We start from the raw sequence: 14863 nt of genomic DNA, 5'->3' as shown, positions 1-14863 counted from the left end.
CGGGATGTCCCGTTAAATCGCCGACAGACGCAGGGGTCTGACCCTGACGATTCCTGATCGGGACATTTTGGGGCGCTAACGCTCGCGACGCGGTCGCTTGCTGCTTGAGCGGGGCTAGAGCCGTTCCACCGTCAGGTTGCCGTTGGTGTAGACGCAGATGTCAGCGGCGATGGCCATGGCGCGACGGGCGACGGCCTCGGCGTCCAGGTCGGTGTTGTCGATCAGGGCGCGGGCGGCGGCCAGGGCATAGTTGCCGCCCGAACCGACCGCCGCGACGCCGTACTCAGGCTCGAGAACGTCGCCGACGCCGGTCACGGTGAAGATCGCGTCCTTGTCGGCGACCAGCAGCATGGCTTCCAGCCGGCGCAGATAGCGGTCGGTGCGCCAGTCCTTGGCCAGGTCGACGCAGGCGCGGGCCAGCTGATCCGGATATTGCTCCAGCTTGGCCTCCAGCCGCTCGATCAGGGTGAAGGCGTCGGCGGTGGCGCCCGCGAAGCCCGCCAGCACCTTGCCGCCCGCCAGGGTGCGGACCTTGCGGGCCGCGCCCTTGACGATGGTGGCGCCCATCGAGACCTGGCCGTCGCCGGCGATGACGGTCCGGCCGTCCTTGCGGACCGCCAGGATTGTGGTTCCGTGCCAGTCGGGGAAGTTGCTCGAACCTTGGGTCATCCGCGTCAGATGGCGACCGAAATACGGCGAGACAAGGCAAAGGCCTTGAAAAACAGCGTTCGCGGTTAGCCATATTTTGACCCATGTAACGGGTTACATAAGCACAACCAACCCTCCCGCCTCCCATGACGAGGACAACCTTTGCTTTATCGCGTGATCATCGCCGCCGAAACCGTCGGCTCCACCGGCGTATCGACCCTGTCCCTCGCCCAGATTCTCGGCGTATCGGAGCGCAACAATCGCCGTGATCACATCACCAGCGGCGTGATGTTCCTCGACGGCTGGTGCCTGCACGGCATGGAAGGCCGTCGCACGGATGTCGACCGGCTGGTTCGTCGCCTGTCGGAGGATCGTCGTCTGAAGAATCTGCGCATCCTGGTCGACAAGCCGATCGCCGAACGGTCCTTCAGCGAGGCGATGACCCTGTGCGACGATCCCCGGCGCATCATGGCGGCCATCCATCTGTCCGATCTGGCCGAGATCACCGGCTATCAGGCCGAGCAGATCGTGGGACTGAAACAGGCGGCGTGACGGCGGAGCCTGTCGCGCCTAACTGAGGCGTATGAATTTCTCTCCCGAAGAGGTCGAGCGTTACGCCCGCCACCTGGTCCTGTCCGAGGTCGGCGGGCCCGGGCAACAGAAGCTGAAGGCCGCGACCGTGGTCATCGTCGGCGCGGGCGGCGTGGGCTCCCCGGCGGCCCTCTATCTGGCCGCGGCCGGCGTCGGAACCCTGCGGATCATCGACGGCGACACGGTTTCGCTGTCCAATCTGCAGCGCCAGATCCTGTTCGACGCGGCCGATATCGACCGGGCCAAGGTCGAGGCGGCGGCCGGTCGGCTGGAGGCGATCAATCCCCATGTGCGCATCGAGGCGCTGAACTATCCCCTGACGGCGGACAATGCCGCCGTGACGATCGACGGGGCGGACGTGGTGCTGGACGGCACCGACGATTTCGAGACCCGGCATTGCGTCAATGCCGCCTGCGTCGCGGCCGGGGTTCCCCTGGTGTCCGGGGCGCTCGGCCGCTGGACGGGGCAGGTCGGGGTGTTCGCCGGCGCGCCCTGCTACCGCTGTCTGGTTCCGGAGAGCCCGCCGGACGCCGAGACCTGCGCCCGGGTCGGCGTCGTGGGTGCGCTGGCCGGGGTCATCGGGGCGATGGCGGCGCTGGAGGCGATCAAGCTGATCACCGGCGCGGGTCAGCCGCTGACCGGGCGGCTCATGCTCTACGATGGTCTCGCGGCGATCAGCCGGACGGTGACGGTCACGGCCGATCCGGCCTGTCCGGTCTGCGCGCGGCGGGAATGAAACAGGGGCCCGGGCGACGAACGCCCGGGCCCCGGTCTCTCACTCGGGCTGTCGAACTAGAAGCGGTACTTCAGGCCCAGGACGACCGACCAAAGGCTGGCCTGCTGATCGACCGTCGGCGTCGCCAGGGTGGTCGGGCTGACGGTGGTGTAGCTGTAGCGGTAGCTGGCGCAGACCGGGCTGGCCGTGCCCGCCGCGACGCCGGTGGAGGTGGCGCACTGGGCGTTGATGACCGCGCCGCCCGAGCGGCTGTTGGAGTACTCCTTCACCACGCCCCAGTCGTTGTTGATCAGGTTGCCGACGTTGGCGACGTCGACGGTGAACAACAGACTGTTGCCGCGGATCGGCGAGGGGATTTCCTGGGAGTACTGGAAGTCGAAGCGATCGACGTCCGGGTTCCGGCCGAAGCCACGCGGCACGATGCGGCCCTGCGGCAGGCCGAACTGGCTGACCAGGGCCTTCAGACGATCGACCGAGGTCTGGCTGTCGAAGAATACGGTGACCCCGTTCTGGTCGACGAAGCGCAGGGGGTTGGTCGGATCCGGGCTGTTCAGGTTCGGGATATAGGCCAGGGCGTCGTCGCGGCTGACGCCGAAGGTCGGGTTACGACCGCCGGCCGGGTCGGTCATCAGGAAGCTGATGGGACGGCCTTCGCGACGTTCGCCGAACAGGGTGAAGCGTGAGACCCAGCCCGGGAAGAACTCGGCCTTGTAGCTCATGTTCAGCTTGAAGGCCTGTTCGATCAGATTGTTCGCATCGCCGCGCGCCGGGGCGTTCGGATCCACGTCGAAGCTCTGGTCGGTATAGTAGGCGCCCGAGGTGCCGTTGCCCCCGGCCGTGGTGCCGAACTCGGAGATGCCGCCGTACTGGCTGCCGTCCTGGATGGTCCAGGACAGGAAGGTGTTCAGGCCGCGGAACTCGCGTCCGATCGAGAAGGCGGCGGTGCGGCTCCAGGCGTCCTGCGCCGGATTGTAGGCCTGGATGTCGCCGAACAGGCCGAGGTTGGCCAGGTCCGGATTGGACGCGACCGGCAGGCCCGCAGCGGCGCGGGCGGCGTTGACCGCCGCCGGGGTGGCGCCCGCGATCTGAAGGCCGTCGTAGCGCAGGCGGCCGTCCGGGGTCAGCTGCCGCACGCCGTTGACGGTCAGCGGGCGCGAACGGATATCGCGGAAGGCGACGTTTTCTCTCGTCTGGCTGATCACGCCGTCGAACCCGAGGTCGAATCCGTAGACCGTGGTCTTGTACGAGACGTTGGCCTTCCACTCGGAGGGGATTTCGAAGTCGGGGGCCAGGGAGTTGGTGAAGGCCGTGCGGCGCGCGGTGCTGTCGGCGGTGATCAGGGCCTGGGCCGTGGCCGACGGAGTGGTGATGAAGTTCGCGTTGGCGCGGTTGATGTTCAGCAGGGCGTCGCCCTGGGCCTGGGAGATCACCGTCGAGGAGGCCGTGTCGAAATAGGTGCCGTCGGCCTGGCGGCGGATGGCGAAGCTGTTGGTCAGGGCCCCGGTGGTCGCGCCGTAGCTGTTGCCGATGAAGACGTCCGGCGTGCCGCCTGACACCAGGCCGACCCCGCCCGACAGCTCGAAGGTGTCGGCGTTGTAGCGGGCCGACAGGCGCGGCATCAGCACGTCCAGACCGTCATAGTTGGTCTGGTTCGAATAGCCGTAGCGGGTGACGAAGTTGGCGTTCAGCGTCGGGGCGACGTCCGAGCGGTAGAAGTCCCAGCGGATGCCGTAGTTCAGGGTCAGGCGGTCGGTGACGTCCCAGGTGTCCTGGAGCAGGCCCGAGTGGATCGAATAGTCGAAGACTGCGGCGGCGTCGGTCGCCGTGCCGGTCAGGGCGTTGCCGAACGACAGCTGGTTGGCGCGGCCGGCCGCGAAGTCGGCGACCGAGTCGAAATAGTAGACGCCCTTCGCCTGCTGCAGGAACAGGTTGTAGATGTCGACATTGCGATACTGGTAGCCGCCCTTGATCGTATGGGAGCCGATGCCGGTGAAGGTTCCGATGAAGGAGCCTGCGGTCTCATTGGTCGCCAGCACATTGGCCTGGCGGAACTGGTCGGGACCGAAGTTCAGCGCCGGCGTTCCGCCCGTGCAGGAGAAGGTCGCACCCGCCGAGACGGCGTCCGTGCAGATCGAGATGTTCGCGAAGCCCTGACCTTCCGGCGGCTGCTGGCCGCGCGTGTATTCGCGGTAGGCGATCCGGGCCTCGGTCGAGAAGACGTCGTTCCAGCGCGAGTTCAGCTGCAGGGAGTAGTTGTCCTCGACCTCGGGCTGGACATACCAGTTGGTGTCGAGGCTGATCGAGTTGGCCGAGGGGCTGCGCTTCCACACCGAGCTCTCGGCGCGGCGATAGACGACCGACAGGCGCTGCCCGTCCATGATGTCCCAGTCGATCTTGGCCGAGTATTTCAGGTCCTCGATCGGCTTCACCAGGGAGACGACGCCCGGGTTCAGCAGGCTGGACGAGGCGTAGCCGGCCCAGTTCGACAGGACGCGGTCGATGTCGGCCTGGCTCGCGCCCGTTCCGGTCGAGATGCCGGGGATACGGTTGAAGGTGTTGGCGAATCCGCCGCCCAGCGGGCCCGTTCCGGTCGTGTCGAAGCTGGAGAACTTCTCGTAGGACAGGGCGAAGAACAGACGATCGGGCCAGATCGGGCCGGCCAGGAAGCCGCCGTAGTTGTCCTCGTCGATCGTGTTGATGATCGTGCGCGTTCCGCTCAGCCGGGCCTGGAGGATGTCGTTGTTGGTGAAGCCGACGTTCGGCACCACGTCGCCGGCCAGTTCGGTGTCGCGGTAGTTGTAGAAGGCCGAGCCGTGGAATTCGTTGGTCCCGGACCGCAGGATCAGGTTCAGGGCGCCGCCGGTGAAATCGCCGTCCTCGACGTCGAAGGGCACCGCCTGGATGGAAACCTGTTCGAGCGCCTCGAACGAGACCGGGCCGCGGTTGGTCGAGAGGCCGCCGGTGTTCAGGCCGTAGCTGTCCTGCGAGCGCACGCCGTCGATGGTGATGCGGTTGGCCCGGGGTGCCGAACCGGCGATGTAGAGGCCGCCCGAGGGGCCGGTGCCGCGCGCCACGAAGTCCAGCGAGGCCAGCGGATCACGGCGACCGATGTCGCGGATGTCGCGGCGCACGGAGACCACCGCCTCGATGTCCTCACGCTGGAGGGTCGAGCGCGAGCCCACGTTGGCCAGCAGCGCCGTCGACCGTGAGCGGGCTCCGGTGACCACGATGTCGTCGACCGCGTCGCCCGAGGCCAGGGTGAGGGTGACGCGCGAGGCGTCGCCGACGTTGAAGAACAGGTCGTCGATCGTCTGGGTCCCGGCCGACCCGTTGGCCGTGATCCGGTAGGGACCGCCGACCCGGAGGCCGCGGGCGTCGAAGGCCCCGTCGGCGCCGGTCACGATCACCTGGTTCGATCCGGTCGGCAGGTGGGTCACAGTGACCGTGGCGCCGGCGACCGGGGCGCCCGACAGGTCGACCGCCTGCCCGCGCACTGCGGCCGTGGTCTGTTGCGCATGGGCCGGCGCGACGGCCAGCATCAGGACCGCAAGGGCCGAGCCGCCCGCGAGCATTTTCGAATAGGACATGGATGGCCCCCCGGCCGGACTGGAGGGGCGTCCCTGCGACACCCCGTCGCGCCGCCATAGGCCGCGCGCCGCACGGTTTCGCTGCACTGCAATGACGGTTGCGCGACGCCTTCACCGGCGTTGCAGAAACGAAACAGGCCGCCCTCCGGCGACGGAGGGCGGCCTGTCGGATCGCTTGATCTCGACCCTATTCCGGACGGGTGCGCTTCTTGCGGAACGACGGGTTCAGGATCTGCTTGCGCAGGCGGATGGACTTCGGCGTCACCTCCACCAGCTCGTCGTCCGCGATGTAGGCGATGGCCTGTTCCAGCGACATCTGGCGCGGCGGGGTCAGGCGCACGGCCTCGTCCTTGCCGGAGGCGCGGACGTTGGTCAGTTGCTTGCCCTTGATCGGGTTGACGTCGAGGTCGTCCCAGCGGGCGTTCTCGCCGATGATCATGCCTTCGTAGGTCTTCTCGCCGGAGCCCACGAACATCACGCCGCGGTCCTCGAGGTTCCACAGGGCGAAGGCGGCGGTCTCGCCGTCCGAGTTGGAGATCAGAACGCCCTTCAGACGGCCGGCGATCTCGCCCTTGAACGGCTCATAGTGGCTGAACACCCGGTTCAGCACGCCCGAACCGCGGGTGTCGGTCAGGAACTCGCCCTGATAGCCGATCAGCGAGCGCGACGGGCATTTCAGCTGGATGCGGGTCTTGCCGGCGCCCGACGGGCCCATGTCGGTCATCTCGGCCTTGCGGGCCGACAGCTTCTCGATGACGATGCCGGAGAACTCGTCGTCCACATCGATCATGACGTCCTCGATCGGCTCCATCTTCTCGCCGTTCGGGCCTTCCTGGAAGACCACGCGCGGACGCGAGATCGAGACCTCGAAGCCCTCGCGGCGCATGTTCTCGATCAGGACGCCCAGCTGCAGTTCGCCCCGGCCGGCCACTTCGTAGGCGTCGCCGCCTTCGGTCGTGGTGACGCGGATGGCGACGTTGGCCTCGGCTTCCTTGAGCAGGCGGTCACGGATGACGCGCGACTGGACCTTGTCGCCCTCGCGGCCGGCCAGGGGGCTGTCGTTGACCGAGACGGTCATGGAGATGGTCGGCGGATCGATCGGCTGGGCCGGCAGGGCGTCGGTGACTTCCATGGCGCACAGGGTGTCGGCCACGGTGGCCTTGGACATGCCGGCGATGGCGACGATGTCGCCCGCTTCCGAACCCTCGTCCAGGGCGGTGCGCTTCAGGCCGCGGAAGGCGAGGACCTTGGTGATCCGGCCGCGCTCGATTTCCTTGCCGTCACGGTCAAGGGCGTGGATCGCCATGCCGGGAACGGCCTTGCCGCTCTCGATACGGCCCGTCAGCAGACGGCCCAGGAACGGATCGGACTCGATCAGCACGTTCAGGATCTGGAACGGCTTGTCCTTGTTGGCCTGGACCTTCGGCGGCGGGACGTGGTCGACGATCAGGTCGAACAGCGGGGCCAGGTTGTCGTTCGGCTGGTTCAGATCCAGCGTCGCCCAGCCGTTCCGGCCCGAGGCGTAGATGTGGGGGAAGTCCAGTTGCTCGTCCGTCGCGCCGATGGCGGCGAACAGGTCGAAGGTCTCGTTGTGGACGCGGTCGGGATCGGCGTGGGCGCGGTCGACCTTGTTGATGCAGAGGATCGGACGCAGGCCCATCTTCAGCGCCTTGGTCAGAACGAACTTGGTCTGGGGCATGACGCCCTCTTCGGCGTCCACCAGGATGACGCAGCCGTCCACCATGCCAAGGATCCGCTCGACCTCGCCGCCGAAGTCGGCGTGGCCGGGGGTGTCGATGATGTTGATTCGGGTCTCGCCCGCCTTGCCGTTCCAGAGCACGGAGGTGCACTTGGCCAGGATGGTGATGCCGCGCTCCTTCTCCTGATCGTTGGAGTCCATCGCGCGTTCGGTCTGGGCCTCATTGGCCCGGAACACGCCCGACTGGGCCAGGAGTTGGTCCACCAGGGTCGTTTTGCCGTGGTCGACGTGTGCGATGATGGCGACGTTGCGAAGGTTCATTCTGGTTCAATGCGAATAGGCGGCCGACAGGATGCGGGGGCCGCTCGTTAGAGGCGTCATGCGGGGAGCGCGCGCCTCATACAGGCTGGGCGGCGGAAAGGCCATAGCGACCCAAGATGGCGACGGTTTGACAGTCTTCCGGTCGTGGAGCAGCGTTCCGGTTCTGACATGAGGAGTGGGCGATGAAGCGTTTGATCGTAGCGGGGGCCGTGGCCCTGTTGTGCGCCGGGGGTGCGGCAGGGGCCCAGGAGGATGCGATGTCTCCGGCCGAGATCGTCGCCGCGCGTCAGGCCTCGCTGATGATGTCCGGCGTGACCATGGCCGCGATCAAGTCAGCCCTGGACGCCGGGGCCCCGGCCCAGTCGATGGGCTTCAGCTCAGCGGCCCTGACCCGCTGGTCGCGCGCCCTGCCCGGAATGTTCCCGGCCGGCACCGGCCCGGACGCGCTCGGCGCCGCGACAAAGGCCAAGCCCGAGATCTGGACAGACCGCGTGGGCTTTGAGGCCAGTGCGGGCGACTACGCCGCCGCCGCCGCCCGTCTGCAGGACCTGATCGCCGCCGGCGACACGGCGGGTGCCCAGGCCCAGTTCATGGTCGTTCGGGCCTCGTGCCAGTCCTGCCACGACGCCTACCGGTCCTAGGCCTTAGCCGCGGCGGGCGACGGCCGTCAGGATGAGCCAGGCCGCCGCTGACTTGACGACGGCGCCGGCGAGGAAGGGTGTGAAGCCTCCGGCCAGGGCGTCCTGCCAGCCGATGTCGCGCGCCAGCCAGACCGCCCCGGGCAGCAGGATCAACAGATGGGCGGCGCTCAGGCTGCTGACGCCTGCGGCCGGACGGTTCAGCCAGCCCCGGCGAGCGGCGATACCGACCGCCCCGGCGGCCAGGACGAACCCGGCCAGATAGCCGGCCATGGGGCCGGTCAGGGCCTCCAGCCCGCTTCGTCCGTCCGACAGCACCGGAAGCCCGACGGCCGCCGAGGCGAGATACAAGGCCATGGCCGCAATGCCCCTTCGCGGGCCGAGCAGGCCGCCGGCGAGCACGACTGCGAGGCTCTGCAGCGTCATCGGCACAGGAATCATGGGCAGGCTGGTCTGGGCGCCGAGCGCCGTCAGGGCGGCGAACAGCACGACGCCCAGGGCTTTCACCCCGGGCGTCTTCAGCCAGCTGATTTCGGCCGTTGGGCTCAGACCTTGGCCGATCGGCCGCGGATCCAGGCGTAGAGGGCGAGCGTCAGGACCGCGAAGACGGCGATGCCCGACAGCATGGCCGGCCAGGTTGAGCCTTCCGGCAGCATGGCGAACGGCGCGTCATTGCCCGTTGCGACGATGACCCCGGCCGTCATGACCAGGAACAGGCTCTCGCCCACGATCAGGCCCGAGGCCAGCAGCACGCCCATGCGGCGGCCGACGTCGGCGAATCGGGTGGTCTTGATGGCCTTGTCGTAGAACCAGCCGCAGACGGCGCCGATCACCAGCATCGTGGTCACGGCGGCCGGCAGGTAGAAGCCGATACCGACGGCCAGCGGCGGCAGCTTGACCCTGCCCTTGGTCGAGGCGTTCAGGACGGCGTCCAGAATGATGATGACCACCCCGATCAGGGCGCCGATGCCGATCAGGTCCCAGCGCAGATCGCCGCCGATGACGCCGCGCGCCAGCGCCGAGATCAGGGTCGCCTGGGGCGCCGCCAGGGGCTCATCGGCGATGCCGGCGGGTCCGCCCTCGAAGCCGAAGGCCTTGTTCAGCAGGTTGAGGATGAGGGGAATGACGATGGCGCCCGCGACAACGCCGACGATCAGGGCCGTCTGCTGACGCCAGGGCGTGGCCTGGACCAGCTGGCCGGTCTTGAGATCCTGAAGGTTGTCGTTGGCGATGACGGCCACGGCGAAGACGACAGCCGTCACGATCAGGGCGAAGGCCACGACCGACGGATCGGCGGGCAGGCCGGCGATGGCCAGAACGCCCAGCATCAGGACCGAGGCGATCACGACGGCGAGGATGCCGACGCCCGAGACCGGGCTGTTCGACGAGCCGATCAGCCCGGCCATGTAGCCGCAGATGGCGGCCACGGCGAAGCCGATCAGCACGACATAGATCAGGCCGCCGGCGACCAGCACGGCGGTCGAGCTGGCGAGGGTCGGATTGCCTTGGGCGAACCAGGCGAGGATGCCGCCGATGCCGATGAGGCAGGCGACCGACAGGCCGGCGACGATGTTGATCGGAATATCCTGTTCCGTGCGGTCGAGAACCTCGCCCGCGTTGCGGCGGCGGTTGGCGGCCAGGGCCGAGGTCAGGCCGCCGATCAGCGGACCGGCCAGTTTGATCAGGGTCCAGATGGCGGCGACGGCGATGACGCCGGCGCCCATGAACCGCACCTCGCGCCGCCAGACCGTCGAGGCCAGTTCCTCGGCGCCGACGCCGGCCGGCAGGGTGGTGGCAATCGATGGAATGCCGTGGGCGGTCAGCCAGGCGATGGTGTCCGGGCTGGTCAGGATCGGCACCGCGATGCCCCAGGCCAGAAGCAGGCCGAAGGCCTGGGCCAGACCCACGGTCAGGCCGATCAGGTGGCCCGCGCCCAGAAGGGCGAACTGCATGCCGAAGCCCATGCCGGTCGCGCCGCCGCCGAGGGCTGCGGGCAGTTTGATGAATTTGGCGGCCTCGCCCGCGAACACACGACCGGCGACCAGCAGGGCGTAGCCCGCCGAGACGATCGACCCGGCCACGACGATCAGAAGGCCCGCCTTGTTCTCGCGAACGGCGCTCTCGGTCTGTTCGGCTCCGCGCGAACCGACGGTCAGGACCTCTGCGGCGGCCACGCCTTCGGGATAGGGCAGGTCGGCCTCGACCACGAGGGCGCGGCGCAGCGGGATGGAGAAGGTGACGCCCAGGATGCCGCCGAAGACGCAGATCAGAACCGATTCCCAGAACGGGAACTCAAGCCACCAGCCGACCATGACCAGGCCCGGCAGGACGAAGATGATCGAGCTCATGGCCCCGCCGACCGAGGCCACGGTCTGGACGGTCATATTCTCCCAGATGGTGGAGGTCTTGAACATCCGCAGGATGGCCATCGAGATGACCGCCGCCGGGATCGCCGAGGCGAAGGTCAGTCCGACCTTCAGGCCCAGATAGGTGTTGGCCGCCGTGAACACGACCGCGAGCAGACAGCCCAGGATCAGGGCGCGGATCGTGAGTTCGACGCGCTTTGTCGGAGCTGCGGCGGGCGTATCGGTCATCGGCGGTTCCCTCGAAGAAGCCGCAGACCTAATCCCGAAACGGCACCGCTAGCAACGCTGCGGCGCCGAAGAGGTTAGCGCTGCACCCACTGGCCCGAGGCGTTGCGGTACCATTGCCCGGTCGAGATGCGCGGCAGGAGCTGGCTCTCGAACATCCGGGCGGCGGCGACCTCGGTGGAGGTGCCCACATCGGCGGCGCTGGCGGCATAGACCCGGCGGCGCGCACTGTTGGTGGCGGTCACGGCGGTCTGCAGGTCCGGATCGGCCGAGGTGCGGATGCCCAGATAGCCGTCGGCCTGTTCGCCGACGACACCTTGCGCCTTGGCGGCGTCGATGAGCGATTTTTGCTCCGGGGTCTGTGCGAAGGCGGCGCCCGCGGCCACGCCCAGCGCGACGACGGCGGCGCCCAGAACGAAGAACTTGCGGAAGGTCATGGAGGTCATCGTTTCCATCAGAAGAGATTCGGGTTCTCGGCCAGCAGGTTCTGCAGTTCCTGATCCAGCCGCACACGCACATCGGCGTCGAGCTTGGCGTAGATCTGGATCGGCGCGACCTCGAGCCGGATCGTCGGGGTGCAGGCGCCCAGCATGGCCGAGGCGGCGAGCGCCAGCAGTCCGAGGCGGGCGGTGCGGGAATGGGGCAGGGTCATGCGGCGGTCTCCGGCGACTTCAACGCTTTCATCGACCCGAGGGATGCACCCCCGGGTGTGAACGGGCTCTGAACAGTCAAGGCAGGTCTTCGTCCGGATCGCCGTTCCTGGCCCGGTTGACGGCCATCAGGTCCGAAACGAGCTGGTTCAGGTTCAATGTGGTGTCGAGCGTCAGATTGATCCCGGTGCCGGACGGCAGCGGCAGCGTCCGTTGCAGGAATTCCCGGCTGATCAATTCGGACAGGGTCAGACGCAGTTCCTGTCGTTGCGGCGGGTCGTGGCGGCCGACGATGTGGAACCGCACGCCCAGCCGCCCCCCGTCGGCGCTGTCGACATCGGCGGTCAGGGTGTCGAAGGCCAGGTTCTCCATCGCCTGATAGGCCAGGTCTTCGACAGTGTTGGGCGGCACCTCGCCGCCGCCGCCCGCCTCAAGGTCCGACAGGGCCTCGCGCGCGATCGACAACCGGCCCGGCTGGGCGGCGTAGAGGGCGCCGCCGGCGATCCTGACGCCGGTGTCGGGGTCGGAGGTGAAGGGCAGTCGGCCCGACACCACGGCGTCCAGCTGGACCCGGTCGCCGAAGCCCGAGCCCGCGATCAGATCGCCCAGCTGCACCCGGTCCAGCACGATGACGCCGGAGAAGGGCCGCCGGTCCAGCGGCACCGCGAAAGGCTCGACGCTGACGGTGCCGCCCGCGGCCTGGATGTCGCCCCCGGCCACCATCAGCGCCGCCTTGTCGAGCGAGAAGGTCAGGTCCAGCTCGGTGAAGTCGTCGATCGACTCCAGGGTGGCGACCCTCAGGGTCTGGTCCGGCGCCGTGGTCAGGGGCGCCAGGTTGGTGAACTCGATCGTGCCCGACAGACCCTTCACCGCCCCGGCAGGACTGGTGAAGTCCAGCCCCGGGATTACGAGCCGGCCGGAGCTGGTCCCGGCGTCGGCGTCCTTGGTCCAGTTCAGGCGGCCGTTGAAGGACGCCGACCCGGTCGCGGGCGACTGGACGAAGTCGGCGGCCAGGGGGCTGAGGTCGGCGGGCTGGAGACCGTCCTCGGCGAAGACCAGCGACGGGGCGTCGATGACGATCCCGCCCTCTCCGGTCAGGCCGTTGTGGGCCACGGTCAGGCGACCGAGCGTCGCAGCGTTCCGGGCCAGGTCGAAGGCGCCCGACCAGGTCTCGTCGGCCAGCCGCGCCGAACCCGAGGCGGTCAGGGCGTTAAACCGGCGTGGCCGGGTGGCGTCCTCGACACTGGCCGAGGCGACGGTCGCTTCCAGCCCCAGCCCGGCTCGCGAACCCGTGGCGAAGGCCGTGCCCTCCACATCCTCGAAGGTCATGGCGAGGAAGGGCGCGGAGGCCTCTACGTCGTTCAATCGTCCGCCCGCCCGCCAGCGGCCGTTCTCCGACACGACCAGGGGCCCGCCCGAGGCGCACAGGCCGCCGGACAGGTCCATGACGTCATTCTCTTCCAGCTCGAGCCGTTCGGCCGTGAAGGCCAGGCAGTCGGACGCGACATAGGTCAGCCGCCCGGTGTTGGTGGCCAGGACGCCCCGGGTCTGCACGGTCAGACCCCGCGCCAGGCCGAAATCCAGCGCCGCCCGGCCGTCGAGCGTCGCCTCGAACCCTCCGGCCGTCAGCCGCCAGTTCGGGATCGCGAAGGTCGCCTCGGGCAGGCCCTGCCCGCGCGTCGCAACCACGGTCAGGGCCCCGCCGCCGCGTTCTCCCGGCCTGGCGGCGAAGATCGGCGTGGCGACCGGGTTGACGGTCAGGGCCCCGCCGTTGGCAGGTGTCAGCCTTGCGGGGCGGATCAGGCTCACGGCCAGACCCGCGTCGCCGCTGGTCAGACGCAGGGCCGGAACCTCGAGGGCGAAGGCCCCGAGCGCCCGCTTCATCCCGGCCAGTTCCGGCACGTCGTCCGATGTCACCGGCCCGAACAGGGGCCAGGCCCCGCGCGCGGAGGCCAGCGATCCGGTCAGGACCAGGGCCGTTGGACGACCAGTGGCGACATCGAGGTCGAACCGGCCACTGGTCTGGTTCAGGGTCAGGGTGTCGAAGGTCGCACGATCCAGACGCGCCGATACCGTTCCGCCGGCGTTCGTCGTTCCCCCTGCGCCGCTGAGCGACAACTGCGATGAGGTCAGTTCGGCGCCGGTCAGGACAAGGTTTCCGGCCCGGCCGGAGGCGGCTGTCAGCCGAAGAGGCCCCTCATGGCTCCATGACAGGCCGTCGGTGCGGCGGAACAGGGCGACGCGGGCCCCGGACGTCGAGACATCTGCCGTGCGGGCGGACAGGCCGGGCGCTGACAGGCGCGCGGCGCGCAGCCGCGTCGAGGTCGTCCCGTTGAAGGCGAGGGTCTCGATCCAGCCGCTCACCTGTCCGCTGGCGATCAGGGTCAGGACCGCGCCGTTGGTCTCCCCATCGCCCATAGCCAGCCGCGCGCCGGACAGGGTCAGGTCGACGGCGGCCTGGCCGTCGCCGCGTCGCGCCTTCAGGTCGGGATAGGGCAGGTCGACCGTGCCCGACAGCCGCGCGTCATCGCTCTGGAAGCCCGCCGCCGCGAACCTCTCGGCGGCCAGATCAACTCTCACCGACATCCGGTCACCCGTGGTGGTCAGGTCCAGTTCGCCGCCGAGCCCGCGGGCCTCGACGTCCCCGCTCCTGAGGGAGGCCGCCGGCATCCGCGCCGCCAGCCGCATCAGTTTGCCGTTGTCCACGCGGGCGTCCGCCAGCAGCGAAACAGGGCCGTATTCGGTATCAAGGCGAAGACGACCGGTCTCGACGATGACGATCGGACCCCGACTGTCCGGCCGTGGCGGGCGACCCGTGAACTCCTGGATCAGCGGATCCAGCGACCCGAACGACAGCTTGCCGTCCTTCCAGCTGGCCCGGGCGACCGGACGCACCAGACGGATCCGGCTCGGCGTGAGGCCGAGTCCCGAAGACGACCACGGCAGCCCCAGTTCGTAGTCGACCTCGACCCGGCGGATCGTCACGTCGGGATGGGTCCCGTCCCCGATCCGGACACTGCCGATGAAGCCGTTCAGATCCAGTCGCTCGATCTCGACGTCGGCGGCGATGCCACGCTGGTCCAGCCAGCCGACGAGGATCTCCCGCGCCGCCGCGCGACGGTTCAGCCAGGCGACGGCGGCCAGAAGGGCGAGAACGACCAGTCCGACCGCCAGGCCGATCCCAATTGCGCGCAGAAGGCGATCCTGGCGCCGTCTTTTTCTCCCGGGAGGCGTATCGCTCATGCTGTGCGTTCCGTCCTGTGCCGGACAGGGACGGACAGGGCGGTTAACATCCCCAAGGTGTCGCGCCACGAAACAGCCGTGGCGAACGTGCCACATTGAGTGGCGCCGCGGTCACTTAGAGTGAAGGTGCTGCTGCGAGGGGCTCGCAATGATTCAGGT

The 14863-nt window shown here is 68.6% G+C and carries 11 protein-coding genes; 3 read left to right on the top strand and 8 right to left on the bottom strand.

The window, feature by feature from the left end:
• Nucleotides 1-114: 114 nt before the first annotated feature.
• Nucleotides 115-669, bottom strand: coding sequence for an ATP-dependent protease subunit HslV (gene hslV, locus Q0044_RS07930; RefSeq protein ID WP_298161341.1), 555 nt, complete (start codon nucleotides 667-669; stop codon nucleotides 115-117).
• A gap of 141 nt (nucleotides 670-810) precedes the next feature.
• Here hslV and Q0044_RS07925 point away from each other — a divergent pair, with 141 nt between their 5' ends.
• Nucleotides 811-1200: a BLUF domain-containing protein gene (locus tag Q0044_RS07925; protein ID WP_298161340.1), complete on the top strand. Its 390-nt coding sequence runs from the start codon at nucleotides 811-813 to the stop codon at nucleotides 1198-1200.
• A 31-nt stretch (nucleotides 1201-1231) separates the two neighbouring features.
• Nucleotides 1232-1975, top strand: a complete 744-nt coding sequence (locus Q0044_RS07920) for a HesA/MoeB/ThiF family protein (RefSeq protein WP_298161339.1) — start codon at nucleotides 1232-1234, stop codon at nucleotides 1973-1975.
• A 56-nt stretch (nucleotides 1976-2031) separates the two neighbouring features.
• On the opposite strand, the gene Q0044_RS07915 is transcribed toward Q0044_RS07920, so the two are convergent.
• Nucleotides 2032-5562, bottom strand: a complete 3531-nt coding sequence (locus Q0044_RS07915) for a TonB-dependent receptor (protein ID WP_298161338.1) — start codon at nucleotides 5560-5562, stop codon at nucleotides 2032-2034.
• A gap of 187 nt (nucleotides 5563-5749) precedes the next feature.
• Nucleotides 5750-7582 carry a translational GTPase TypA gene (gene typA, locus Q0044_RS07910; RefSeq protein WP_298161336.1) on the bottom strand — a complete coding sequence of 611 codons (1833 nt, stop codon included), beginning with the start codon at nucleotides 7580-7582 and terminating at the stop codon, nucleotides 5750-5752.
• 182 nt (nucleotides 7583-7764) lie between these two features.
• Between typA and Q0044_RS07905 the strand changes: the two genes are divergently transcribed.
• Nucleotides 7765-8223: a c-type cytochrome gene (locus Q0044_RS07905; protein WP_298161335.1), complete on the top strand. Its 459-nt coding sequence runs from the start codon at nucleotides 7765-7767 to the stop codon at nucleotides 8221-8223.
• Nucleotides 8224-8226: 3 nt separating this feature from the next.
• Here Q0044_RS07905 and Q0044_RS07900 read toward each other — a convergent pair whose 3' ends face one another.
• From Q0044_RS07900 to Q0044_RS07880, 5 genes are all read right to left on the bottom strand, one after another.
• Nucleotides 8227-8727, bottom strand: a complete 501-nt coding sequence (locus Q0044_RS07900) for a biotin transporter BioY (protein ID WP_298161334.1) — start codon at nucleotides 8725-8727, stop codon at nucleotides 8227-8229.
• Between the two features lie 38 nt (nucleotides 8728-8765).
• Complete coding sequence (locus Q0044_RS07895) at nucleotides 8766-10814, bottom strand: OPT family oligopeptide transporter (protein ID WP_298161333.1); 2049 nt, start codon at nucleotides 10812-10814, stop codon at nucleotides 8766-8768.
• A 74-nt stretch (nucleotides 10815-10888) separates the two neighbouring features.
• Nucleotides 10889-11266, bottom strand: coding sequence for a YdbL family probable chaperone protein (locus tag Q0044_RS07890; protein WP_298161330.1), 378 nt, complete (start codon nucleotides 11264-11266; stop codon nucleotides 10889-10891).
• On the bottom strand, nucleotides 11266-11463 hold the full coding sequence (locus tag Q0044_RS07885; RefSeq protein WP_298161329.1) for a YnbE family lipoprotein: 198 nt from the start codon (nucleotides 11461-11463) through the stop codon (nucleotides 11266-11268). Before Q0044_RS07885 ends, Q0044_RS07890 begins: the two co-directional genes overlap by 1 nt.
• A gap of 76 nt (nucleotides 11464-11539) precedes the next feature.
• Nucleotides 11540-14704, bottom strand: a complete 3165-nt coding sequence (locus tag Q0044_RS07880) for an intermembrane phospholipid transport protein YdbH family protein (RefSeq protein WP_298161328.1) — start codon at nucleotides 14702-14704, stop codon at nucleotides 11540-11542.
• Between the last annotated feature and the right edge of the window lie 159 nt (nucleotides 14705-14863).

This window comes from Brevundimonas sp., from assembly GCF_027484365.1.
GTDB lineage: Bacteria > Pseudomonadota > Alphaproteobacteria > Caulobacterales > Caulobacteraceae > Brevundimonas.
The sequence above is the reverse complement of the archived record's forward strand: the minus strand, read 5'-3'. Positions and strand labels throughout refer to the sequence as shown.

Excerpts from the sequence above, each read along its gene's own strand:
- Q0044_RS07915 (WP_298161338.1), bottom strand. The coding sequence starts at position 5,562 with ATGTCCTATTCGAAAATGCTCGCGGGCGGCTCGGCCCTTGCGGTCCTG.
- hslV (WP_298161341.1), bottom strand. The coding sequence starts at position 669 with ATGACCCAAGGTTCGAGCAACTTCCCCGACTGGCACGGAACCACAATC.
- Q0044_RS07920 (WP_298161339.1), top strand. The coding sequence starts at position 1,232 with ATGAATTTCTCTCCCGAAGAGGTCGAGCGTTACGCCCGCCACCTGGTC.
- Q0044_RS07885 (WP_298161329.1), bottom strand. The coding sequence starts at position 11,463 with ATGACCCTGCCCCATTCCCGCACCGCCCGCCTCGGACTGCTGGCGCTC.
- Q0044_RS07895 (WP_298161333.1), bottom strand. The coding sequence starts at position 10,814 with ATGACCGATACGCCCGCCGCAGCTCCGACAAAGCGCGTCGAACTCACG.
- Q0044_RS07880 (WP_298161328.1), bottom strand. The coding sequence starts at position 14,704 with ATGAGCGATACGCCTCCCGGGAGAAAAAGACGGCGCCAGGATCGCCTT.
- Q0044_RS07905 (WP_298161335.1), top strand. The coding sequence starts at position 7,765 with ATGAAGCGTTTGATCGTAGCGGGGGCCGTGGCCCTGTTGTGCGCCGGG.
- typA (WP_298161336.1), bottom strand. The coding sequence starts at position 7,582 with ATGAACCTTCGCAACGTCGCCATCATCGCACACGTCGACCACGGCAAA.
- Q0044_RS07890 (WP_298161330.1), bottom strand. The coding sequence starts at position 11,266 with ATGGAAACGATGACCTCCATGACCTTCCGCAAGTTCTTCGTTCTGGGC.